Annotated in this window: 19 protein-coding genes and 2 pseudogenes; 8 read left to right on the top strand and 13 right to left on the bottom strand. The window is 70.7% G+C overall.

Translation table 11 applies throughout. From position 1 onward, the window contains the following. Positions 1-50: 50 nt before the first annotated feature. Both OG928_RS45700 and OG928_RS45695 read right to left on the bottom strand, forming a co-directional pair. Positions 51-491, bottom strand: a complete 441-nt coding sequence (locus OG928_RS45700) for a CBS domain-containing protein (RefSeq protein ID WP_331767930.1) — start codon at positions 489-491, stop codon at positions 51-53. Further along, complete coding sequence (locus OG928_RS45695) at positions 488-1,006, bottom strand: universal stress protein (RefSeq protein ID WP_331767929.1); 519 nt, start codon at positions 1,004-1,006, stop codon at positions 488-490. The genes OG928_RS45700 and OG928_RS45695 overlap by 4 nt, the downstream gene beginning before the upstream one ends. Before the next feature lie 211 nt (positions 1,007-1,217). Between OG928_RS45695 and OG928_RS45690 the strand changes: the two genes are divergently transcribed. Together OG928_RS45690 and OG928_RS45685 are read left to right on the top strand one after the other, a co-directional pair. After that, on the top strand, positions 1,218-2,516 hold the full coding sequence (locus OG928_RS45690; RefSeq protein WP_331767928.1) for a GAF domain-containing protein: 1,299 nt from the start codon (positions 1,218-1,220) through the stop codon (positions 2,514-2,516). Positions 2,517-2,709: 193 nt separating this feature from the next. Next, entirely contained in the window at positions 2,710-3,600 is an 891-nt protein-coding gene (locus tag OG928_RS45685; protein ID WP_331767927.1) for a universal stress protein, read from the top strand. 180 nt (positions 3,601-3,780) lie between these two features. On the opposite strand, the gene OG928_RS45680 is transcribed toward OG928_RS45685, so the two are convergent. Beyond that, entirely contained in the window at positions 3,781-4,212 is a 432-nt protein-coding gene (locus tag OG928_RS45680) for an integrase core domain-containing protein (RefSeq protein WP_331767926.1), read from the bottom strand. Positions 4,213-4,874: 662 nt separating this feature from the next. Between OG928_RS45680 and OG928_RS45675 the strand changes: the two genes are divergently transcribed. Next, positions 4,875-5,297 carry a DUF3052 domain-containing protein gene (locus OG928_RS45675; protein WP_331767925.1) on the top strand — a complete coding sequence of 141 codons (423 nt, stop codon included), beginning with the start codon at positions 4,875-4,877 and terminating at the stop codon, positions 5,295-5,297. Positions 5,298-5,445: 148 nt separating this feature from the next. On the opposite strand, the gene OG928_RS45670 is transcribed toward OG928_RS45675, so the two are convergent. Together OG928_RS45670 and OG928_RS45665 are read right to left on the bottom strand one after the other, a co-directional pair. Next, on the bottom strand, positions 5,446-5,877 hold the full coding sequence (locus tag OG928_RS45670; RefSeq protein WP_331767924.1) for a hypothetical protein: 432 nt from the start codon (positions 5,875-5,877) through the stop codon (positions 5,446-5,448). A 75-nt stretch (positions 5,878-5,952) separates the two neighbouring features. Continuing rightward, complete coding sequence (locus OG928_RS45665; RefSeq protein WP_331767923.1) at positions 5,953-6,855, bottom strand: hypothetical protein; 903 nt, start codon at positions 6,853-6,855, stop codon at positions 5,953-5,955. Between the two features lie 60 nt (positions 6,856-6,915). On the opposite strand from OG928_RS45665, the gene OG928_RS45660 reads away from it, so the two are divergent. From OG928_RS45660 to OG928_RS45650, 3 genes are all read left to right on the top strand, one after another. Next, positions 6,916-8,100 (top strand): FG-GAP-like repeat-containing protein, encoded by a 1,185-nt coding sequence (locus OG928_RS45660; protein ID WP_331767922.1) that lies wholly within the window; start codon positions 6,916-6,918, stop codon positions 8,098-8,100. Positions 8,101-8,395: 295 nt separating this feature from the next. Continuing rightward, entirely contained in the window at positions 8,396-11,398 is a 3,003-nt protein-coding gene (locus OG928_RS45655; protein ID WP_406291950.1) for a Tn3 family transposase, read from the top strand. Positions 11,399-11,717: 319 nt separating this feature from the next. After that, the gene (locus OG928_RS45650; RefSeq protein WP_331767920.1) at positions 11,718-12,461 is read left to right on the top strand and encodes a methyltransferase domain-containing protein; all 744 of its coding nucleotides are present in this window, start codon (positions 11,718-11,720) and stop codon (positions 12,459-12,461) included. Between the two features lie 230 nt (positions 12,462-12,691). On the opposite strand, the gene OG928_RS45645 is transcribed toward OG928_RS45650, so the two are convergent. The 5 genes from OG928_RS45645 to OG928_RS45625 form a co-directional block, all read right to left on the bottom strand. Beyond that, a complete protein-coding gene (locus OG928_RS45645; RefSeq protein WP_331767919.1) occupies positions 12,692-13,624 on the bottom strand; it encodes a recombinase family protein in 933 nt (310 codons plus the stop codon). 229 nt (positions 13,625-13,853) lie between these two features. Further along, positions 13,854-14,303: a hypothetical protein gene (locus tag OG928_RS45640; protein ID WP_331767918.1), complete on the bottom strand. Its 450-nt coding sequence runs from the start codon at positions 14,301-14,303 to the stop codon at positions 13,854-13,856. A 165-nt stretch (positions 14,304-14,468) separates the two neighbouring features. Beyond that, a complete protein-coding gene (locus OG928_RS45635; RefSeq protein ID WP_331767917.1) occupies positions 14,469-15,554 on the bottom strand; it encodes a recombinase family protein in 1,086 nt (361 codons plus the stop codon). 209 nt (positions 15,555-15,763) lie between these two features. Further along, positions 15,764-16,603, bottom strand: coding sequence for an NAD(P)-dependent alcohol dehydrogenase (locus tag OG928_RS45630; protein ID WP_331767916.1), 840 nt, complete (start codon positions 16,601-16,603; stop codon positions 15,764-15,766). 45 nt (positions 16,604-16,648) lie between these two features. Further along, positions 16,649-17,554, bottom strand: a complete 906-nt coding sequence (locus tag OG928_RS45625) for a LysR family transcriptional regulator (RefSeq protein WP_331767915.1) — start codon at positions 17,552-17,554, stop codon at positions 16,649-16,651. A 156-nt stretch (positions 17,555-17,710) separates the two neighbouring features. On the opposite strand from OG928_RS45625, the gene OG928_RS45620 reads away from it, so the two are divergent. Continuing rightward, positions 17,711-18,256 (top strand): dihydrofolate reductase family protein, encoded by a 546-nt coding sequence (locus tag OG928_RS45620; protein WP_331767914.1) that lies wholly within the window; start codon positions 17,711-17,713, stop codon positions 18,254-18,256. A gap of 154 nt (positions 18,257-18,410) precedes the next feature. On the opposite strand, the pseudogene OG928_RS45615 reads toward OG928_RS45620, so the two are convergent. Then, a pseudogene (locus OG928_RS45615) lies at positions 18,411-18,528 on the bottom strand (ABC transporter); the annotation flags it as partial. A gap of 55 nt (positions 18,529-18,583) precedes the next feature. Next, a pseudogene (locus OG928_RS45610) lies at positions 18,584-19,213 on the bottom strand (DUF4097 family beta strand repeat-containing protein); the annotation flags it as partial. Positions 19,214-19,398: 185 nt separating this feature from the next. Between OG928_RS45610 and OG928_RS45605 the strand changes: the two are divergent. Further along, complete coding sequence (locus OG928_RS45605; RefSeq protein ID WP_331767913.1) at positions 19,399-21,750, top strand: DUF6596 domain-containing protein; 2,352 nt, start codon at positions 19,399-19,401, stop codon at positions 21,748-21,750. Between the two features lie 630 nt (positions 21,751-22,380). Here OG928_RS45605 and OG928_RS45600 read toward each other — a convergent pair. Beyond that, positions 22,381-22,689: a LysE family transporter gene (locus OG928_RS45600; protein ID WP_331767912.1), complete on the bottom strand. Its 309-nt coding sequence runs from the start codon at positions 22,687-22,689 to the stop codon at positions 22,381-22,383. Positions 22,690-22,833 lie beyond the last annotated feature (144 nt).

The raw sequence follows: 22,833 nt of genomic DNA, 5'->3' as shown, positions 1-22,833 counted from the left end.
CTCCGGAGGTCGGTGGGTCCACTGTCGGACGTCGAAGACGCCCGCGCCTGTCACCGTAGCGGGCGGTGCAGCCCCAGGAGAACGGTCAGCAGGTCGCGGTCGGTCAGGACGCCGATCGCCGTGCCGTCGGCGTCGACGACGAGCAGGGCGTCGCGGCGGTGTTTGAGGAGTTCCTCCCCCGCCGCGATCACGTCGGTGTCGGGGGCGACGAAGGTGGTCTCGGTCCCGGCGAGGGCGTGTCCGGCCGTGTGCTGCTTCAGGCCCAGCGGATCCAGGGCCCACACGGCGGCGAGGTCGCGGTCGCTGATCAGGCCGAGCGCCCGGGCGCCGTCGACGACGGCGACGTGGTGCAGGTGGGTGGCGATCATCTTGTCCATCGCCGCCCACAGGGTGTCCTGTGTGGTCACCGAGACCACCGGGCCGTGCATCACCTTGCGCACGGTCGGGATCCGAGGGCTCGTCTTCGTGGTGTCCCGCGTCGTGTCGGTCATGGCGTTGCTCCTGTCGTGTGTGTCGCAACCGCTGTCGGGTGATGGTCTGTCTCGGCGGACGCTGCGCCCACGGTGACCACCGGGCACCGGGCGCATCGGAGGCTCTCGCGGGTGACCGGGCCCAGCGGGCGCCGGTCCGCGTGGCGCGGTCGACCGCCCAGAACCAGCAGGCACGCCTCGTTCGCCGCGCCGAGCAGCACCGGCACGACCGGTCCCTCGATCGGTCGCCGGACCACGGTCAGGTCGGGCCGGATGTGGTGCGCGGCCTGCTCGGCCCCGTCCAGCAGTTCGCGGACCCGCCGGCGCTGCACGGTCGGGTCGACGAGGGTGTGCATCGGCGCGTAGTGCGCGCGGTGGGCGGAAGCCGCCTCCCAGGCGTACACGAGGTGCAGTGCGGCTCCGCGCAGGTCCGCCTCGTGGGCGGCCCATCGCACGGAGTTTTGGTTGATCCAGGGGTCGGGGTCGATCCCGACCACGACGTACGGCGCGGTGCCCTGCGGAGGGCGGGTGTCCATGGGTTCCTCCTCGGCGAGAGGTACAAGCCCAACCCTGCTCTGCCTCGGCCGGCCCGCACAGGGTCTGTCGCCCCTGCCTCGGGGTCTTCTCCAGGGTCGTTCGGCCCCTGCGGGGTGCATCGGCAACCGGAATCGCGACGGCGTCCATCGGGCGAGGGGCAGACGTGGCCGGCGGGGTTTGACTCGATGGGGCCGAGACGCGTTTCGACGGGTGACCGATCCTTGGAGGGGTTGTGCCGTCGGACGAGCGACCGGCACTGCCGCGGATGCGCCTGGGCGAACTGCTGAGAAACGCGGCGGGGCGGACTTCGACGAGGACGACGAGGCGGTCCTGCGCACGCTCGCGGCGGCGGCCGGCGTCGCCATCGACAACGCCCGCCTGTACGACGACGTCCGCCACCGCGAACGCCGGCTCGGCGCAAGCTCGGAACTGACCCGGAGCCTGCTCTCCGGCGACACCCCCACCGACGTCCTGCGCACGTTCACCACCACCATCCGGGACATGGCCGACGCCGACCTGGTGACCCTGGCCGTGCCGGTACACGGGACGGACGATCTGGTCGTGGAGGCCGCCTCGGGGCCCTTGGCGAACCGCGTCCGCGGGTTGGTCCTGTCCGGCGAGAGCACCCTGATGGGCAAGGTGTTCAGCTCCGGCGAGACGATCGTCAGCACCGACATCGGCCACGATCCGGGCGCGGTGGTGGCCACCGCCGCGGGATCCGATCTCGGTTCGGCGTTCCTGCTGCCGCTGGGCACCCGCGAGCGCATCCGCGGTGTGCTCCAGGTCGCCAACCGGCTCGAGCGGCCGCAGCTGTCGGACGCGGTGGTGCGCATGGTCACCGGCTTCGCCGACCACGCGGCACTCGCCCTGGAGATCGCGGAACGGCGCCGCGACGCCGAACTCTTGACCGTGCTGCAGGATCGCGACCGCATCGCCCGGGACCTGCACGGCCTGACCATCCAACGCCTGTTCGCCACCGGCATGACCCTGCAGAGCGCCACCCGCTTCATCGACCACCCCGAAGCCCTCGAACGCGTCGAATCCGCCGTCGACGCACTCGACGACACGATCAAAGTCATCCGGTCGACGGTCTTCTCCCTCAAGGCTCGCGGCCGCGACACCGGCGTCGGACTGCGTTCCCGCTGCCCGCGCGAAGTCGACGCGGTGACCGAAATGCTCGGCTTCGCACCGACGTTGCGCGTCGACGGCCTGCTGGACACCCACGTACCCGAGCCGATCGCCGCCGAGGTGATCGCGGTGCTGCGCGAAGCACTCGCGAACGCGGCCCGCCACGCCCACGCGAGTCGGGTGGAGGTACACATCGAGACCGACGGCGACCACGTGCGGCTGCGGGTGCGGGACGACGGCGTGGGCCCGCCGGCGTCCCCGACCCGCGACAGCGGTCTGGGGAACATGCGCGCGCGGGCCGAATCCCTCGGCGGCGCCTGCTCGTTCGGGCCCGCCCCCGACGGCGGCGCCCTCCTGGCATGGCGCGTCCCGCTGGGCTGAGCCCCCGGCCCCCGGGTCTCGGCAACCGGACACGCGATGTCGTCCCCCGCCGCTGCGGCCGGTGGGTCGCCACCGGGCCGGGTGGCCCGGGTCCACCGGGCCCATCGGCCCGTGCGGTCCGCCGCTGGATGCGCTGCCGTGGACTCGAAAGGCAGCGCCTGCCCGGCTGTTGCCGTCGAGAAGGGACGAGTCCATGCCTGTCACCCCGCGCACTCCCACCGGACACGTGGTCGTCGGCGTGGACGGATCGCCCGCCGCCCTGTCCGCCGTCGCCCAGGCCGCCCTGGAGGCGGCGAACCGCGGACTGCCGCTGGAGATCGTCAGCGCCTGGCTGGTCCCCAGCGACGGCGAGTGGGCCTCCTACGCCGGGCGGATACGCCGCGAGGCGCAGGAGGCGGCCGAGGCCGCCGCCGCCCACGCCCGTGCGCTGTTCCCGCAGATCTGGACGATCGCGCGGGTCCGCCGCGGCGCCGCTCACGAGGTGTTGCTCGCATCCGCCGAACACGCCTCCCTCGTGGTGGTCGGCAGCCGCGGCCACGGACGCATGGCCGGTCTACTCCTGGGCTCGGTGAGCCTGTCGGTGGCCGCCTACACGCCGTGCCCCCTGCTGGTGGTGCGCGGCGAACCCGGCCCCTCGCGGGTCGTGGACGGCGACGCCGAGGGCCTGATCGTGGTCGGCGTCGAGGACGAGGACTCCCGCCCCGCCGTGGAAGCCGCATACGAGGAGGCCCAGTTGCGACACCTGAGGGTGTGCGCGCTGAACGCGATGCCACCGGCCACCCCCACGCCGATCGGGCTGCCCGCGCCGGCGTTGGAGTCCCTGGCCTCGGCAACCGCCCTGCGACGCGAGGCGGTGGAGGCCTCACTGGGCGCGCTGCGGGCCAAGCACCCCGAGATCGAGTCCCAGGTGCGCCTTGTGCGCGAGGGCGCGGGTCGCGCTCTGGTGCAGGCCTCTCGCGAGGCCGACCTGGTGGTCCTGGCCGCCCACCGACGCACCGCCCGTTTCGGCACGCGCCTGGGCCGGGTCAGTCACACCGTCCTGCACCACGCGCACGCCCCCGTCCTGCTCGTGCCCGTGGGCTGACCCCGGGCGCCGATCCCGCGCGGCAGGCATGGGACACACATGGGGGCGATCGTCGGCCGAGTCTGCGCCGCGCCCCGGAAGACCACGAGAGACGTCACGAAGAGGAATCCCGCCCGCAGGCGGTCGCCCCCGAATCGTCGGGGGCGACCGTGTGGGTGCCGAAAATTCCATCCGCCCAAGTCAGGCCGCATGTCGGTATTCGTGGATGGTGCCACCGAGTCGGTCGCGTCTGCGTATGTTCAGACGCTGGATCCGGACGGGATCGGTGATCGCCTCGGGTAGGGGCCGTAGCGGCGCCGCCTGGTCGAGTGTCCGGTGTGGGCGGTGGGTGTTGTAGTGCCGTTCGTACTCGCGTAGCGCGTGGAGCAGGTGGCGCCGGTTCCGGATCAGCGTGCGGTCGAGGAGTTCGTGGCGACAGGTGCGGACCCGGCGTTCCATGACCGCGTTCATCCGCGGGGTGCGCACCGCCGTCGGCACGGTGCGGATCCCGGCATCGGCGAGGATCTCGTCGAAGAGCCTCGGGAACTTCGCATCCCGGTCGCGGATCAGGAACGCGGCCCGGGTGCCCGCGTCGTCGAGGTCCATGACCGGGTTGCGGGCGGTTTGGACCACCCAGGCGCTGGTGGGGTGGGGTGTGGCGCCGAGGATGCGGACGCGGCGGGTGGCGTGCTCGATGACGCGGCTTCTGGCACCTGCCCATGAGCGCCCCCTCGATCGATGGTCACCCTATGTTGTCGAACCCTCGCCCGGTGTGCGGGAGTTCCCGCAGACTGGGAGCGGACGTGCGGGTTCGGCCGTTCGTGTCCGGTGGCGCGTCGGGCCGGGCGGCAGGGAGCCGGGAGGGGGACTGCGGTGGGGTGGTTCGGGCGCTTCAAGGGTGATTTCTACTTCGAGGAGGTCGTCGGGGAGGGCGTGATCTGGCCCGCGTACACCGACGACGACGGCGTGGTGTTCCTGGACGTCGACGAGGACACGTCAAGGTCGTCATCGACGGCGTGGTCCTGGGCGACGAGATCTACGACGCGTACATCGACGAGAACGGCCGCCTCCGACTGGACGAATGAAGCCGTCGGCTCGAAGGCCGAGTGTTCGCCGGCGGACCGAGACTCGCGATTTGGTCAGGAGTGGCGCGGAACGGTCAAGAGTGGCCGAGTGGGTGCCCAGAGAGCGAGGGGCGTCCATGTGGTGACGTCAGGTCCCTGACGGGCACTGCGAGTTGCCGACTGGCTGCTTTTGGGTGCCCAGGCGCGGGTTTCGACAAGGAGAGGGCTGTGATGGTGGCTGCCGGGGGTGCGCGGAACTACGCGCAGAGGATGGGCATCGTTCGATCGATCGTGGTCCAGGAGTTGGGCTGGGACGAAGACACCGACGATGAGATCCGCACCGATATCGGGGACGCGATCGGCAGCGAGATGGTGGACGACAAAACCGACGAAGTCGTGGACGTCGTCCTGCTGTGGTGGCGGCAAGGCGGCGGCGACTTGGCAGACGAACTCAGGGGTGTGGTGGCGCCCCTTTCCGACGAGGGCGTGGTCTGGGTCCTCACTCCTAAGACGGGCAAGCCCGGCCACATCGATCAGAGCGAGATCGCCGAAGAAGCGAACACGGCCGGCCTGGCATCCATCGGCGCGGTCACCCTGGGGGCATGGTCCGGGAGCCGTCTCGTCCAGCCCAAGACTGCCTCCAAACAGCGGTAGTCACAGCCCGACCGGGCGGATTCTGCCAGACACGTCGTCCAGAGCCACGGGCCGCTGTTCGGGGTAACCGGCTGAACTCGAGGACGCGGGAGGCCGTGCCCCCGGGCCCCTCGCTCTGGTGCCCGGCCCCAGTCGGCGCCCGTCCCGTTCAGGCGTCCCGAAGCGGAATCCACGCCGCCGCAACTCGTCGGCGGGAGCAGGCCCAGGTCAGCAACGCGCGATCCACCGCGGTGTCGGGGGCGCGGCTGCGGGCGGCGTAGGCGTGGGAGGTGATCTTCGCCCAGGTGAGGAAGTTCCCCCGGGCGTGCGTCCGGTCGGTGTGGAGCAGGTCCTCGTCGATCGCGGTGTCCCACAGGGGGTGGAACAAGCGCAGCACACCGGGGACTTGCGATGGCTCCAGACGTGGCACGTGCTGCCAGGTCAGGACTCGGGAGGCCAGGGCGGGAGTTCGCGCCAGGGTGCGCTCGGCGCCCGCCCCACACAACACCAGGCAGGTGTGGGTGGTGGGGACGTCCACCAGGAAGCGGAGGTAGTCGAGTTCGGGGGCGGCGATGCGTTGGACGTCGTCGAGCACGAGCACGCCCGGGGCCCGAGGGCGTCCAGCCGTACGCGGACCGCCCAGCCGGCGGGAGTGATCGGGGAGAAGAGCTCTTCCCTACGTTCGGGCAATAATCGGGGCCGGATACACCAGGAGCAACCGTTCCGGGCCATCGATCCGTCCACGACGGGAGACCAGTGCCGGCGTCGGCGTCCAGGGGCGTTCCATCCATGGCGCAACGTGGACCGTGTCCACCTCATGCCACCGCGCGCCCTCCAGGACGCCGATCCGGATCGAGGTGTCGTACTCCGGAACCACCCATTCATCGTTCCAACCGTGGTCTTCCTCCGGCTCACTCCACCCCCCGGTCGACCACGCCAGGTAGAGCCTGTCTTGGTGTACCGCCAGGGCCGGGCGGCCGTTGCCGTTGGCGTGGCCGAGCACTACGGGCTCCGACCAGGTGTCACCCTCAAGCATGGTATGGACGATCGCGGCGGGGTCGCGGCTCTCGTCGTCGTACCGGCGGAAGGCAATGTGCAGGCGCCCCCGGTGGAAAGCAAGGTCGAGGTCGAACCTGTCCGTGACGGGCAACGGGACACCGTCCGCCCAGGAGGCGCCGTCGAATGTGTAGTGATACATGGCATCGGTGTTGTCGTACTGGTACGCGGTGCGTACGAACTCGTCCGACAGGCGCGGGGAATACAACTTCCTCGCCTCCTCTGGCAACACCGCCGAGGGATCGAACCCGTGGAACGCGAGGTGGAGCAGCCCGTCGTGAACCGTCAGGACCGGTTGACCCTTCGCCACACGGCTGAACTCCCGTGACTCCCAGCCGCCGTCCGGGTGGGAAGTCGCCAGCATCAGTACCGGAAAGTCGTCGGTGGGCCGTTTCGTCAAGTACGCGAGATACAGCCTGTCCTCATACGAGGCCGGCGCCACCGGATTCCCGGCCCGAGTGATGTCGATGCGGCGATCCTCGCACCATGTACCCCCGCGTCCGTCGGCCGTGGGCGTGAACACGGTCCCTCCCCCGCCACCCTCATCAGCGACACCCTCACGCCCTGGACCGAATGCCACGACGTGACCTCCGGCACCAACCCCGCCACCACGATCGCGCTGTGCGGACCCATCTGGGCCAAATACAACCTGCTCCGCACCGCCAACGCGATCGGCCTGCCCCTGACCGGCGTCCTGAGCGAACCCGACAGCGTCGGCAAGTACGCGAACTTCCAGCACAGCACCGGCGGCACCACCGCACACGCGTCCATCCACTGGACACCCGACACCGGCGCCTGGTCCATCGAAGGCGACATCCGCGAGAAGTGGCTCGCCGACGGCGGCACCTCCGGACCCCTGGGCTACCCCGTCTCCGACGTGAGCCAGGTCAAGGACGGCGCCGGCACCCCGATCGGCTACATCTCCCACCTCACCGGCACCCCCGCCACGGGGGCCGCCGCCATCACCGACGGCAACAACACCGGCGTGAACGAACTCCACGGCAACATCCACGCCCGCTGGCAGGCCACCGGAGGCGTCCGCGGACCCCTCGGATTCCCCTCCACCGACGAAACGCCCACCCCGGGCGGAGGCGGCTCCTACAACCACTTCCGCACCCCGGGCGCCGGCGCCGACACCGGATCCGTGTACTTCAGCTGGGACACCGGGACCTGGGCCCTGTACGGCGCCATCCGCGAACGCTGGGCAGCCCTCGGATACGAGAACGGCTACCTCGGATACCCCACCGGCAACGAGTACGACTTCCTCGGCGGCCGCCGCCAGGACTTCCAGGGCGGCTACGTCCACTGGATCCCCGGCACCACCACCGACACCCCCTACGCGCCGCAGCGCGACATCGCCACCGCCGACCTCACCGGCGACGGCAAAAGCGACATCGCCGCCATCTGGGACGACGGCAGCCTCATGCTCTACCCCGGCGACGGCAACACCCACCTCGGCCCCGCCATCTCCATGTGGCCCGACCAAACCTGGAACGGCATGCGCCTGACCGCCGGAGGCGACTTCAACACCGACGGCAAAGCCGACCTCGTCGCCGTCAGCGGCGCCGGAAACCTCTACCTCTACACCGGACGCGGCACCATCACAGGCGGCGCCGCCCTCAACCCCGCCATCCCCCTATGGCCCAACAACAGCTGGGCCACCATCCGCGACATCGCCGCCGGCAACCTCGACGACAACCCCCACGCCGACCTCATCGCCATCTGGGACGACGGCACCCTCCACACCTACCCCAACCTCACCCCATAGCAACACAAACCCACAGGCCCACAAGCCCACAGCGACAACCGCGGCCCCGCACCCACACCGGGTGCGGGGCCGCGGTACGACCACCGACAACCGACCAACAGCCGCGTGGCGGCGGCCGACACCGGGGCGGCCACGCGCACACCGACCACCGGCGCGGAAACGGTCCAGCATGTCCGCGCACCGCACAACGGGGTCCCCGTAGTACTCGGGAAAGATCGGGCGGATATGGCCGAGTAGGCTCCTGACCAGGGGGCTCCGGGGAGTTGGGGAGGGGTGTTAGGTCGTGGTCGCTCCGGTGTTCACAGACGAGGAACTGGAGGGGCTGCGGCGGTTCCCTGAGATCGGCCGGGAGGAGTTGTTTCGGTTCTTCACGCTGACCTCGTCGGATGTGGCGTTCGTCGATCCGGGCCGGGGCCGTGGCCCGGCAGACCGGTTGGGGCTGGCGGTCGCGGTGTGCACGCTGCCGTGGCTGGGGTTCGTACCGGATGATGTGGCGTCCGCGCCGCGGGCGGTGGTGGTGCGGCTGGCCGAGCGGCTCCGGGTCGATCCGGACGCCATCCGCTCGTACGGGCGTAGGGCGAAGACCCGCACGGAGCATCTGCGGTTGGCGGCGCGGTACTTGGGGTGGCGGGCGGCGTCGACGCTGGAGTTGAAGGAGCTGGACGAGTTCTTGCTGGCGCGGGCGATGGAGCACGACTCAGCGACGCTGTTGTTCCGGCTGGCGGGCGAGTACCTGATCTCGGCGCGGGTGATCCGTCCGGGCCCGGTCACAGTGGTCAAGCGGGTCGCGCACGCCCGCGAGGTGGCGCGGGCCGAGACGTTCGAGCGGTTGGCGCACGAGTTCACCGACGAGCGACGCGCCGGGCTGGATGATCTGCTGGTGGTGGACGCCGGGCTCGGGATGACCCGGCTGCGGTGGCTGGGCACGGGGCCGGTGGAGGCGTCGCCTGCGGCGGTGAAGGCGGAGATCGCGAAGCTGGAGTTCCTGCGCTCGATGGACGCCCACACCCTGGACCTGTCGGTGCTGCCGGCAGAGCGGCGCCGCTTCCTGGCCACGGTCGGGCGCCGGTCAACCGCGCAGGCGTTGGAGCGACGCGAGCCGGAACGGCGGTATCCGATCCTGCTGACGCTGGTGGCGCAGTCGGCGACCGAGGTCCTGGACGAGGTGGTGCAGCTGTTCGACCAGGCGGTCTCGGCGCGCGAGGGCAAGGCCGCGCACAAGATGCGGGACTACCTGGCCGAGCGCGCCAAGTCCGGGGAGGGGCGGCTGGAGCTGCTGGACACGATCCTGGCGGTGGTTGCCGACCCGGCGGTGCCGGATGAGGACGTCGGCGGCCTGCTCCGCGGGGAGCAGATCGGGTGGGAGCGGCTGTGGTCGGCCCGGTCCTCCGCACTCCCGCCGCTGCCGCGTGATCACGGGCACCTGGCCGCATTGGACGGCTCGTATGGGTACTTGCGGCAGTTCACCCCGCAGGTGCTGGAGGCGGTGCGGTTTTCCGGCGGCACCGCCGCGGCGGAGTTGCTGGCGGCGGTGAAGATCCTGCGGGAGGTGAATGTCACCGGTGCGCGCAAGGTCCCCGACGGCGCGCCGACGGAGTTCGTCCCGGTGCGCTGGCGTGGCTACCTGGACACCGCGGCGCGGGCGGGCAGCGTGACCGCCTACCGGCACTACTGGGAGCTGTGCGTGCTGCTGGCACTGCGGGACGGGCTGCGCACCGGCGATGTGTTCGTGCCCGGTTCGCGCCGCTATTCCGACCCGGCCGCGTACCTGCTCACCCCGGCCAAGTGGACGGACCATCGGGCCCAGTTCTGCCGGCTGGTCGGCAAGCCCGCTGACGCTCCGACTGCCCTGGCCCAGGTGGAAGACGAGTTGCACGCCGCGCTCGGCGAGTTAGAGACCGTCCTGGCCGCCGGGGACGGCCCGGTCCGCCTGGACGAGTCGGGCGACCTGGTGATCTCGCCGTTGTCGGCGGAGGACATCCCGGCCGAGGCGGTGGCGTTGAAGGCGGAGCTGACCGAGATGCTGCCGTTCGCGCCGATCGTGTCGCTGCTGATCGAGCTGGACAAGCGCACCGGGTTCCTGGACTGCTTCACCCACGCCGGCGGCAAGCAGACCCGTACCCCGGAGCTGAAGCGGAACCTGATCGCGGTCCTGCTCAGCCATTCCACCAACCTCGGCCTGACGCGGATGGCCGATGCGTGCGGCATCTCTTACGGCATCCTGGCCTGGACCGCCGAGTGGTATGTGCGCGAGGAGACGCTGCGCGCGGCGAACCTGGCGCTCATCGGCTACCACCAGCGCCTGCCGCTGACCCCGGTGTTCGGCTCCGGAACCTTGTCCTCCTCGGACGGCCAGCGGTTCCCCACCCGCGGCAAGTCCGTCACCGCCAGGGCGCTGAGCCGGTACTTCGCGAACGAGGGGCTCTCGACGTACACGCACGTGACCGACCAGCACACCACCTACGGCACGAAGGTCATCGTCGCCACCAAGCGCGAGGCGCACTACGTGCTCGACGAGATCCTCGGCAACGCCGCCGACATCCCAGTCACGGAACACGCGACCGACACGCACGGGGTGACCCTGGTCAACTTCGGCCTGTTCGACCTGCTGGGGCTCCAGCTTTCGCCGCGCATCCGGGACCTGGGCAAGATCACCCTCTACCGCACCGCGCCCAAACCCGAGGCGGAGTCGGCGTTCCCGCTCACGGGGCCTTTGCTGACCCGCCGGGCCAACCTGGACCTGGTCGCCGGACACTGGGACGACCTGCTGGGGCTGGCCGGGTCGCTGAAGTTCGGGCACGCCACCGCGTCGCTGCTGGTCGGCAAGCTGTCGGCGTCCGGGCGGCAGAACGCGCTGGCCGCCGCTTTGAAGGAGTACGGCGCCGTGCGCAGGACGATCTACGCCGCCCGTTACCTCGCCGACCCGCAGTATCGACGCAAGATCTCCCGCCAGCTGAACAAGGGCGAGTCGCTGCACGCACTCAAACGCGACCTGCTCTACGCCCACGAGGGCGCCATCCGGGCCCGGCATCTGGAACAGCAGACCGAACAGGCCTGGTGCCTCACGCTCGTGACGAACGCCGTCGTCACCTGGACGACGGAGTACTACGGGCTGGCCGTGGAGTCGATGCGCCGCTCAGGACGACGCGTCGACGACGAGGTCCTGGCCCACATCTCCCCGGCGCACAGCGAGAACATCAACTTCTTCGGCGCCATCGAGGTCGACATCGAAGGCGAACTCGCCCAACTCGGCCCCACCGGCTACCGGCCGCTGCGTATATCCGACGCCCTGTTCTGACCGCGTCGTCGCGGTGGAAGGGGCGGAACGCGGGCTGCGTCGGGGGCCTATCGCCGGGTGCCCCCGGCCGGGCGTTCTTCCTGCCGGTCTTGATCGTGAGCTTCCGGGATACGGAAGCAGGGCCGGGACCGGTGCGCGGTCGTCTGCGCGCCCGAGAGTACGGCCCGCCACAAACACCTCACGCGTTTGAGCTGTCAAGCCGCAGCGGCAATCGCGGTGGGGAAGGCGGTCTGTTCGTCGAACAGTTCGTGCTTCTGGAGGCAGTGGTAGAGCTGTCCGATTTGCAGCGGCACTCAACAGGCACGACATAGTTGTCGCCATGACGATCTACGACTCCATCGGTGCAACCTACGGCAGTACCCGGCGACCCGATCCCCGGATCGCCGCCCGGATCCACGCCGCGCTCGGTGACGCGGCCACCGTCATCAACGTCGGCGCCGGGACCGGTTCCTACGAACCGCCGCAGACCGTGCGCGCGGTCGAACCCAGCCAAGTCATGATCGCCCAGCGCCCGGCGGGATCCGCGCCGGCCCTGCAGTCGGCCGCGGAATCCATCCCCATCAACGACAACGCCGCAGACGCCGTGATGGCCCTGTTGACCGTGCACCATTGGTCGGACCTGGAAGCCGGGATCGCGGAGCTGCGCCGGATCGCACGCCGCCGCATCGTCATCCTGACCTGGGACCAGGACGTCTTCCGCCGTCAGTTCTGGCTGGTGCGCGAGTACCTGCCCGAGGCCGCAGCCTTCGACGACACCCGCGCCGTCCCGATCGACCGGCTGACCGCGCTGCTGGGCGGTGCCCGCATCGAGCCGGTACCGGTGCCCCACGACTGCACCGACGGATTCGGCGCCGCCTACTGGCGCCGCCCGGAGGCCTACCTCGATCCCGTCGTCCGGGCCGGCATCTCGATGCTCGCGCAGACCGGCGAGGACGTCATCGCCCCAGGCCTGTCCCGGCTGGAGGCCGACCTGTCCTCGGGCCGCTGGCACGCGCGCCACGCAGATCTTCTCGACCGTGACGAACTCGACGTTGGGTACCGGCTACTGGTGGCCGACCTGTAGACGCCGACCCCCGGCGCATCACGATGCACCGGCTACCAGCTCGACCACCGCGACGCCTCCATGTCGTGCTCCCGGGGCCTCGACTGCCCCGGCGTCGCGCTGTCGCACCGCGGGTGGCGCGACTGCGCTGCGGGTGACCGGTGCGACGCCTGTGCCGGCCGCCTCGCCTGGGCCTGCGGCAGCTGACCGACCACCGGGCGGGTACCGGCCCCGCAGGTGGCTTCGCCGCGCTACGCCTCCGTAGCAGCGGCGATCCGGTCGGCGTAGGTGCGGTAGGCCTTGCGCCCGGCCGGGGTGGAGCCGTCGCCGACCAGGGCGGCGCACTGCCCGAGCACGGCCTGGTGGAGCGTGAGCGGGGCTGTGACGCGCAGGGAGTAACCCCGCCCACGGCGAATCGCCCACCCCGCGCGCAGCGCGCCGCGGACCGCGTCGTCCGGGGTGCCCTGCAGATGCTCGGCGAGCAGGCCGGGCACATCCAGGGTCGTCGGCTCGTCGGCGGGCACCCGCTCCGCCTGGCCCTGGCCCTCAACTTCGTCGGCGCCGTCCAGGATGTGCCGGACGTCGGCGGGGAGTTCGCGTGCGCCGGCGGCATCGAGGGCCCGGCGGACGGTACGCGGGTCGACGCCGTGTTCCCGGGCCAGCGCCTTGACCGCGGTCCCCTCGCGGTACGCGGTGACGACCTCCGCAGCGGTGCGCGCGTCGAAGACGGCCGGTCGGCCGAGTGTCTTGCCGGCGGCGACTGCGGCCGCCACGCCCTCGCGGGTGTTCTCCGAGATCATGTCCCGCTGGAACTCCAGCACCCCGGCGAGCATGGTGACGAACAGCTTCGTCATGGGGTCGTCCGCCGTCAGGTCCATCCCCGACCAGGCGCCGGCCGCCACCCGCAGGTGGACTCCGCGACGCCGGAGCACGGCGCGGACGTCAAGAACGTCCTTGACGGAGTGGAACAGCCGTGCGGCGTCGGCGACGCGCACGGTGTCGCCGACGGCGGCCTCGTCCAGCAGGCCGCGGAACCCGCCCCGCCCCAGCGGATGGATCCGGCTGGAGGTGGCAGGGTCCTCGAAGGAGCGCGCCCCGTCGGCCAGGTAGGAGCCGAGCGCGTGCTTCTGCCGGCCGTTGGTCTGCTTGTCGGTCGAATGGCGGAGGTACAGGAGGTCGGCCACACCCCAACCCTAGGCGGAAAGGAGGGGGCTAAATGACGGACGGCCTGGATTGGATCCGCAGGGCGTTCCGCGTGGTTCCGAATGGATTCCGGCAGCCGTCCAATGGGGAGGCGCAATCGAGCGATTCAGCCCCTGCACACCATTCGATCGAAGCCCGTCGCGGCGATCTGGGGTCAGACGTCGCGGGCTTGGGCGGCTTCCCACTCCTTGATCGCGCGCCAGTCGCGGGTCATGGCGTAGCAGCGCTCCGCAAGCTTCTCGGGAACCTCCCCGCTGTCGGGTCCACCTCGAAGGCGAGGCCCAGCAGGCGTACCGCGGCGTGTTCGGACAGGGTTTCCGTCCTCTGGGCGGCGGTCAACGTGGGCAAGGCCATGGGACGACCCTCGACTCGGCTCCGGGTGTACGGCCCCGCGCGGCAGTCAGCGGCTGTAGTTGCGGACGTGGCGTCCGTCGTCCAGCCGCTTGTACGCACCGGGCGGGGAGTGCTGTCCTCCAGAACCGTCCAGTCCCCTGAACCACCGGTCAGGATGAGCGGAGGCTCGTCGCCGACACCGCACTCGGGGCTGGAGCCGGTGGGCACGACGACCTCGATCGGCGTGGCATCATCCAGGCCGGCCAGGAGCAGCCGCAGCCGCCCCACGGTCAGCGGGATGGCATCGTGCACGTAGCGGTAGGTCACACCCCCCACCGACGACCATCACGCCGGGCAGGTCACGTACCCGCCGCTCCGAGCGAGGGCTGATCATCGCGTCCGGTGACACGGAATGCAGGTTCCGGGTCTTGGGGTCCTGGTAGGAGCGGAACGGAAAACCGGCGTTGGTGTCAAAACATTTGACACCAACGGTCAATGGTGGGCCCGATCCTCGGCCGCAGACAGTTCGGCTCGTTGTGCGATCAGGCGTTGCCGAAGGTCGAGTTCCTCGGATGTCGGCAGTGCGTCGGGGCGTGCGATGCGAGCCCGGATGGGTCGGGGGATGTCGTCAGCGGACCGGTGCGCGAAGTCGGCGTGGGCCTGTTCGACGGCGTCCGGGTAGGTCGCGGCCTTGTCGTGTTCGGCGAGCGCGCGGTAGACGCTGGCGAGGCTGGGGCTTCGTCCCTTGCGTTTGCCGGTGGGGATGATCAGGTCCGGGCGGATCGCCTCGACGCTCTCGCCGGCGGCCTTGCGGCGGAGCACGGTGTGCAGCATGTCGTCGGTGATGACCGCGGGGCGGCCCCCGTGCTTGCCCTTGCGGGCGGCGGCGTCGAGTCCTTCGAGGGTGGCCTCGCGGACGTTCTCGCGTTCGGTCTCCGCCATCGCGGCGAAGAACCCGAACAGGATGCGCCCGGGCCCGGTGGGGTCGTAGATCCCGGGCAGCGGCCCGGCGAGCATCTCCAGGACCAGGCCGTGTGCGGTCAAGTGGTCGGCCAGGGCCGTCAGTTCGGCCGCGTCCCGTCCCAGCCTCTTCATCTCGTACACCGCCAGGATCACCCGGCAGTGCGGGGCGTGGGCCTTGATCTGGCGGGCCAGCGCGAGGGCGGCCTCGAACTGCGGGCGCACCCGCACCCGGGTGCTGATCTTCTCCGAGAAGATCTTGTCCCTGGGGATGCCGTGCGCGGCGAGCGCGTCCAACTGCGACTGGAGTTCCTGCGTGAGCGTCGAGCAACGCGCGTATCCGATGCGGATGTCGGCGCCGGGGGTGTCGGGCGCGATCGCGAGCGGGACCGGGGTGCCCGGCCGCCACGACCGCCCGGGGCCGCGGTCGGCCGGCGTCGGTACCCGCAGGAGTTTCGCGAGTCGGGGGACCTTGGTGAACCGGCCGGTGTGGTAGGCGCCGGCGACCGCGCCGGAGCGCGAGCGGCACGGCGACCCGGCCGCGACCGCACACCTCGGGCACGGGTGGCGCTCGACGTCGTCGGCGTCGGTCGAATCGGACTCTCGGGGCGGCGTCATGACCCGAGATGCTGTCACAAACATTTCTCACAAGGGGGTGGATCCCGGTTTCGCGTGAGAACGGGTTGTGAGAACGATTCGAGGGCCGGGACAGGCCTCGCGACACGTTCCGGCTCCTGCTCCGGGAATGGACCGTTTGTGAGAGGGCGGGGTGCCGGGCCATGCGCGCGCCGTTGTCCGGCGCGCGCATGGCCCGGCCGGCTGTCTCTTCAGTCCAGGTCGGACATGTCGAGCACGAAGCGGTAGCGGACGTCGTTTCGCCGGAGGCGGTCGAGTGCCGTGTCCACCTGTGACGACGGGAGTACTTCGATGTCGGCGGCGACGCCGTTGTCGGCGCAGAATTGGAGCATCTCGGCTGTCGCCATGCGTCCTCCGCTGCCCGCGGAACTGAGCTTCTTGCGGCCGATGAGCAGGTCCGTGGCCTCGACGGTGACGGGGCCCCGGTACCCGAGGAGGCTGAGGGTGCCGTCCATCGCCACCAGCTTCAGATACGGGGCGAGGTCGTGAGGGGCGGGGACGGTGTCGATGACGACGTCGAAGGTGTCGCGTGCCGTGGCCGTCTGCCGGCTGTCGGTGGAGTCGATGAGGTCGTGAGGGCCGAGCGTGCGGGCGTCGTCGAGCTTGTCCCGGGTGCGGCTGATGACGGTCGTGGTGGCGCCGAGCGCCACGGCCATCTTGACAGCGAGGTGGCCGAGGCCGCCGAGGCCGGCCACGGCGACGCGACTGCCGGGGCCCACGCCCAGGGAGCGCAGGGGTTCCCACACGGTGACGCCAGCGCACATCAGCGGGGCGGCTGCGGCCGGGTCGAGGCCGGCGGGGAGCGGGTAGGCGAAGGCGTCGCGCACGACGTACTCGCGGGAGTAGCCGCCCAGCGTGGTCGACCCGTCCTGCCGGTCGGTGCCGCCGTAGGTCAGCGTCGGGAAGGAGTGGCAGAAATTCTCCTGTCCGGCTTCACACATGACGCACACGCCGCAGGAGTCGACGATGTTGCCCACCGCGACGCGGTCGCCGACCGAGAAGGTGGTCACCACGGCGCCGGTCCCGGTCACCCGAATTCGGGGTTGCCGTCGGCACGGAGCCCGCCGACGGAGCGGTCAGCGGATGGGCGTGGCGAGCTCGTGGACGATGTCGAGGTAGGTCGAGGCGACCGGGTTCAGGCCGGTGCGGGGCCACAGGAAGCCGTAGTCGATCGGTGGGGCGTCGTGCAGCGGGACGAAGGCCAGGCCCGGGCGGGAGTGGAAGTCCTGGGCGCGCATTGCCACCGTGCTGACGCCGACGCCCATGCTGACGTGGACCAGGACCTCGGGCCAGAAGCGGGTGGCCGGCCCCTGCGGGATCGGCCGGCCGGACGGGGTTCTTCGCGGGAAGTAGTAGTCCATCCAGTATGCGGGGATGTGTTCCGAGGCGATCGTGACCAGCGTCGTGTCGGCGAGGTCTTCCATCGAGACGGATTCCTTGCCTGCGAAGGGGTGGCCTGCGGGCACCAGCAGTCCGCGCGGCTCGGCGAACATCAGCGGACCCTGCACGATGTCGGGCTCGTCGATGGGGAACTCGGTGAGCTGCAGGTCCACTTCGCCGGCCCGCATGCGGCCGAGCGGGTCGAGGAGCTGGATCTCCTGGATCTCCACCACGCTGTCCGGATGGCGCACGCGGAACAGGTCGGCGGCCCTGACGAGCAGGTTGCCGCACCACGCCCCGGAGAAGCCGACGCGTACCACACCCTTGATGCGCACGCCGCGGGTCGTGGTGACCGCCTGTGCGAGCCCGGCGGCGATCTGGTCGTACGCGGGGCGCAGGTCGTCGCGCAGCTGCTCACCAAGCGCGGTCAGCGTCACCTTGCGGCTGTTGCGTTCGAACAGCGGGCCGCCGACGCGGCGTTCGAGCTTGCGGATGGTCTGGCTGATCCGGCCGGTCGTGACGTGCAGGCGTTCCGCGGTGCGCCCGAAGTGCAGCTCCTCGGCGAGTGTGAGAAACGCTTCGAGCTCCAGCCGTTCCAGCATGCCCACTCCTTGATCGTTTAATCGTGCTCAACCCAGCGTGTCTCGGTCGTGTCTTGTTGCGCCGCGTGCCGATCCTGCACGCTGAAGGGGTCGCGTCCGAAGGGCCCCGGGGCCTCGGAGCGGATTCCCCCATAACTGCGAAACGGAGACTTCCGCATGAGCAAGGTCGTTGCGGTCATGTACATCACGATGGACGGCGTGATCGAGGACCCCGCCTGGACCGGCCCGTTCTGGAACGACGAGCACGGCAAGTACCAGAACGGCCAACTGCGCGCGAGCCGCGCCCTGCTGCTGGGGCGCACGACGTACGAGAGCTTCGCGAAGTCGTGGGCCCCGCGCGACGAGTCGGACGAGTTCACCGCGCGGATGAACCACATCCCCAAGTACGTCGCCACCACCACGCTGCAGACGGCGACCTGGAACGCGGCGATCCTCGACGGCGACGTCGTCGAAGAGGTCACCAAGCTCAAGGCCGAGCCGGGCGGCGACCTCCTGGTCTACGGCAGCGCCACGCTCGTCAACACGCTGATCGAGCACGACCTGCTCGACGAACTCAAGCTGTTCCTCCACCCGGTGACCCTCGGCACCGGCAAGCGCCTGTTCGTGGACGGCCTCGCCCCGAAGACCTGGACGCTCGCGGGCACCCAGTCCTTCAGCTCGGGCGCGATCGTCCTCGACTACCGCCCGGCCAAGGCGGCCTGACCCACCCGTCTCGGCCCGCACCGGGGTCACCCGGTGCGGGCCGAGACGAACAAGTCGGCCGAACTGCTCCGGCCAGGAGACGGTTTCCCGCGCGCCCCGTCCCTCGGGGACACGGCTCCACGAACGCCTGCCGCAGCGGTGCCCCCGCGCCGATGGTCTTGCCGGCGAGGTTCGGGCCGAGTAGGGCTCGTGCCTTCGGGGACCGTGATGTCGATGCCGCCTGGCACGGTCTTGTCGCCGTAGGACTTGCGCAGCCCGTTCGCCGCACTGTCGCGGTCGGTCACGCGTGTGGGCCTTTGGGGGCCACAGGCGGAAGTGTCGCCTGCACAGGGTGCGGGCGGTGATACCGCCGTGGCCGGCGGCGGCGTTCCTCAGGGTGTTGTCGATTCGACCGTGGCCTGTACCAATGTCCGGGGCGACGGACGCTCCGGGACGCAGCGCCGATAGGCACGTTGCCCATCCGGGTGTGCAGCACGACCGTGCCGGAGATGGCCTCGGCGATGTGGATCTTGCCCTGTTGGGTGTTGATCTGCGCGGGGCCGGTGAGGCGCCCGATCGCGATGTCACCGGCGTGGGCGGCGGAGCGCAGGCTCGTGGCCTCGTCGATGCCGTGATCGCGCCGTGTGCGTTCTCGACGGTGACGTCGACAGAGGTCCGACGACCCGGAGTTCCGCGCCGGACAACCTCGCCTCGACGTGGGCGGCGGGCAGCCGAAGGGTCACCTCGACGGACCCGGAGGCGCCGAAGTACCGCCTCTTCGCCGTCGGGACGTCGATCCACAGGACACCGTCCTCGTAGCCGACTGCGGCCTGCCGGGCCCGCCTTCACGTCGCGGCCCTTCGAGGCGCCGGCGGGCAGGACCGCCACGTTCGAGTCGGCGCGGTCGGTGGCGATGACCCGGATGCGACCCACCGGGACGCCCAGGACGGCGGCGGTCGGGGTGTCGAACGGCTGCATCGCGCTCTCCTGTGAATCGTAGTTCCCGACAACGGAAAAGCTATGTTGCTTTCAAACATCATTCAACTCATACATTGCGCAGGATTGCTATATATGCAGCTCAGTGATTGAAATCGTTGCAATGATCCTTCTTTTAATGCAACGATTCGATCAAGGAATGTTGCAATGAGCCAATGGTGAACGCTATGCAGGCTTCGGAGAACGCGAGGACGCCCGACGAGAAGCTGTTCGCCGAGATGGGTGCCTTCATCGACGAGCTCAGCGCCGCGGGCGTGCTGCTGGCGACCGGCGGGCTCGAGCCGGGCGGCGTCCGGCTGGTTTGCGAGGGCGGCGACATCACCGTCACGGACGGTCCGTTCGCCGAGTCCAAGGAGGCGGTGGTCGGCTTCGCCCTGGTCGAGGTCCGGTCCAAGGAGGAGGCGGTCGAACTGGGCCGGCGGTTCCGCAGGATCGTCGGTGACGGCGGAGAGCGTGATCCAGCAGGTCTTCGGTCCGTGACGGACGCCCACCGCACGGTCGACGCGATCTGGAAGATGGAGTCGGCCCGGATCGTCGCAGCGCTCACCCGCATGGTGCGCGACGTCGGGGTGGCCGAGGAACTGGCGCAGGACGCGCTGGTCGCGGCGCTGGAACAGTGGCCGCACTCGGGGGTCCCGGACAATCCGGGTGCCTGGCTCACCACCGTCGCCAAGCGCCGCGCCGTCGACCACATCCGCCGCGACCGACGGTCGGTGGCACACGGCGAGACGCTCGCCCGCGACCTGGCCGAACAGCGGCGGCTCGACGACGGCTTCGGCGGCCCCGAGTACGACCTCGGGGCCGCCGAGCCGGCGTCCGAGCAGGACGACGTGCTGCGGCTGATGTTCGTCTCCTGCCACCCCGTCCTGCCGACCGAGGCACGCGTGGCCCTGACCCTGCGGCTGCTCGGTGGAGTCACCGCATCCGAGATCGCCCGCGCGTTCCTCACCGTGGAACCGCTGATCGCCCGCCGCATCGCAACGGCCAAGCGCACGCTCGCCGAGGAGCGGGTGCCGTTCGAACTCCCGGCCGGCGCCGAGCTGGCCGAACGCCTGTCCTCGGTCCTGGAGGTCGTCTACCTGATCTTCAACGAGGGCTACTCGGCGACCTCCGGCGACGACCTGATCCGGCCCGGCCTGTGCCTGGAGGCGCTGCGGCTGGGGCGCCTGCTCGCCGAGTCGGTGCCCGACGAGGCCGAAGTGCACGGCCTCGTGGCGCTGATGGAGATCCAGGCGTCCCGCACGGCGGCGCGCACCGGCCCCGGCGGCGAACCCGTCCCGCTGCATTGGCAGAACCGGGGACGCTGGGACCCGTTGCTCATCCGCCGCGGCTTCGCCGCGATGTTGCGGGCCCGCGCCGTCGGCACGCACGGCCGGCCCGGCCCCTACGTGTTACAGGCCGCGATCGCCGTGTGCCATGCCCGGGCGCGCACCGCCGAGGAGACCGACTGGGTGCGGATCGCCGGACTGTACGCCGCCCTCGCCCGACTCCTGCCCACCGCGGTGGTACGGCTCAACCAGGCGGTCGCGGTCGGGATGGCGGACGGCCCCGCGGCCGGCCTCGCCCTCGTCGACACGCTCACCTCGGACCCCGCGCTCCGCGACTACCACCTGCTCCCCGGCGTGCGCGGCGACCTGCTGCTGCGCCTGGGGCGCGGCGAGGAGGCACGCCGCGAGTTCCAGCGCGCGGCGCTGCTGACCAAAAACGCCGCCGAACGCGCCTACCTGACGCGTCGTGCCGAGGCGATCCCGGTCGGGGACGCGTCCACGCGGACGTTCGGCGAGGCCATCGACGCGTTTCTGGCCCAGGACCGGCTCGCGCCGGCGACGGCCCGCTCCTACGGACAGACGTTGGGGCGACTGCGAATGTCCCTGGGCGTGGGGTTGCCGCTCGCGTCGCTGACGGCCGATCAGATCGCCGCCGCCTTCCGCCTGTCGTGGGCCGGCGCGGCGGCGGCCACCTGGAACCGACACCGGTCCGCCGTACGGGCATTCGGGGCGTGGACACACACCCCGGGCCTCGACGCGGCCATCCCCCAGCGGATACCCGACCCAACGCCGACGCCGACCCCGGTCACGCCCGGAACGGCGTGGCCGGGGAATGTGGAGGCATCCTTGCGGGAGCGCACGCTGTGGACGCTGCTGTACGAGTCGGGCGCCACCGTCGCGGCCGTGCTGGCCCTCAACGTCCAAGACCTCGACCTGCCGAAGCGACGAGCCCGCCGCGCGGACCGGCAAGCGGACCGGCGGTCGGATCGGCGTGGCGCGTGGATCACCTGGCGGTCGGGGACGGCCGCGCTCCTGCCCGAACTCCTGGACGGCCGCACCCGCGGCCCGGTGTTCCTCGCCGACCGACGCCCGGGGCCGGCGCGGGCGGGCATCCTGGGCGCGGAGGACGTCTGCCCGCAGACCGGACGCGGCCGACTGTCCTACGAGCGCGCCGAGTTCCTGTGCAAATCGACGACCGGACACTCACTGCGCCGACTGCGCGACTGGAGCAGGAACCGGAACGGATCCTGAGGAGGCTGGGACCGGGGCCGCTCCCCCGGCGCCGGAGATATCCCCGACGTCGTGCCTGCCGGCGTGGCCCTTCAGCCTGCGGGTGCGAGCCGACGTCGATGCCGTTGACGATCAGGCCACAGCGGACTTCGGCACCGCCACGTCGGAGTCGGTATACAACCGGTGCCTGACGCCGGCTTCGCCGGTCGGGTCTCACACATCGCGTCTGAGAACCATTCGGGGATCCGCGAGAGGTTGACCAGGCCCATCACCCACGAACCCACCGCCGCGTCGCCCTGTCGTCCAGGTCGCGCGGCGCCGACCGGTCCAGGCCCCTGACGAGTCGATCAGGTCGACCAACATCCTCGTTGTACATCCTCACCGGCTCCGAACGGGAGGTTCCTCGATCACTTCGAGCGCTGCAGGATTTCCGTCGGGGCCCGCAGGCGAGCATTCGGCACAGCAGCCCGGTGGCCGTCGTTCCCAAGGCTCACGATCGCCTGTGCTCGATCTCGACCGCGCCGTAGTCGGGACCGAGCATAGACGAATCCGGCTCTTCCGGCTCTCGACGGTCATACGGAGCAGTACCAAGGCGCCGCCGGAGACCTGCGCCAGGGCGCTTGCGCCCACCGGCCCTTGAGATGGCGCCCTTCATCCGGCCGACGAACCAAACGTAAGGCCGTGGTATCCGACCTCGTACACCGCCCAGACCGCCGCGAGCGCAACCACCGTCGGCAGCTTCGGTGCACCCGACCGTGCGAACTGCGGCAGGAATGGGATCGCGAAGATCACCGCCTTCGGGTTGCCGAGGCTGAGCAGCAGGCCGCCCCGATACGACGGGAAGCCCGACCTCACGGCGGCCGCCGCCTCATCGAACGACACCTCCTCGCCGCGCCGTGCCGCGCGCAGCGTCTGGGCACCGAACCACACCGGCGCCACCGCCCCGACGATGCGCACCACGTCATACTCCGGCTCCGCGGTCGCGAGCAGGGCGGGCGGCCCGAACGCAGCGAACCGACCCACACGAACACGCCGGTCCAGTTGCCGAGCAGGTCGCAAAGCCGGCCCGGTGACTGCGCAGCGACTCCTTGATGATCAGCATCG

Origin of the sequence: Embleya sp. NBC_00896 (assembly GCF_045207785.1) — a bacterium.
In the GTDB taxonomy this organism is placed as follows: Bacteria; Actinomycetota; Actinomycetes; order Streptomycetales; family Streptomycetaceae; genus Embleya.
Note: the sequence above shows the minus strand (reverse complement) of the source record. Positions and strands in the feature narration are given on the sequence as shown.

What these genes read in the sequence shown, in the direction of transcription:
- OG928_RS45700 (WP_331767930.1), bottom strand. Translation starts at nt 491, where the DNA reads ATGACCGACACGACGCGGGACACCACGAAGACGAGCCCTCGGATCCCG.
- OG928_RS45675 (WP_331767925.1), top strand. Translation starts at nt 4,875, where the DNA reads ATGGTGGCTGCCGGGGGTGCGCGGAACTACGCGCAGAGGATGGGCATC.
- OG928_RS45620 (WP_331767914.1), top strand. Translation starts at nt 17,711, where the DNA reads ATGAGCAAGGTCGTTGCGGTCATGTACATCACGATGGACGGCGTGATC.
- OG928_RS45650 (WP_331767920.1), top strand. Translation starts at nt 11,718, where the DNA reads ATGACGATCTACGACTCCATCGGTGCAACCTACGGCAGTACCCGGCGA.
- OG928_RS45605 (WP_331767913.1), top strand. Translation starts at nt 19,399, where the DNA reads ATGCAGGCTTCGGAGAACGCGAGGACGCCCGACGAGAAGCTGTTCGCC.
- OG928_RS45625 (WP_331767915.1), bottom strand. Translation starts at nt 17,554, where the DNA reads ATGCTGGAACGGCTGGAGCTCGAAGCGTTTCTCACACTCGCCGAGGAG.
- OG928_RS45685 (WP_331767927.1), top strand. Translation starts at nt 2,710, where the DNA reads ATGCCTGTCACCCCGCGCACTCCCACCGGACACGTGGTCGTCGGCGTG.
- OG928_RS45695 (WP_331767929.1), bottom strand. Translation starts at nt 1,006, where the DNA reads ATGGACACCCGCCCTCCGCAGGGCACCGCGCCGTACGTCGTGGTCGGG.
- OG928_RS45635 (WP_331767917.1), bottom strand. Translation starts at nt 15,554, where the DNA reads ATGACGCCGCCCCGAGAGTCCGATTCGACCGACGCCGACGACGTCGAG.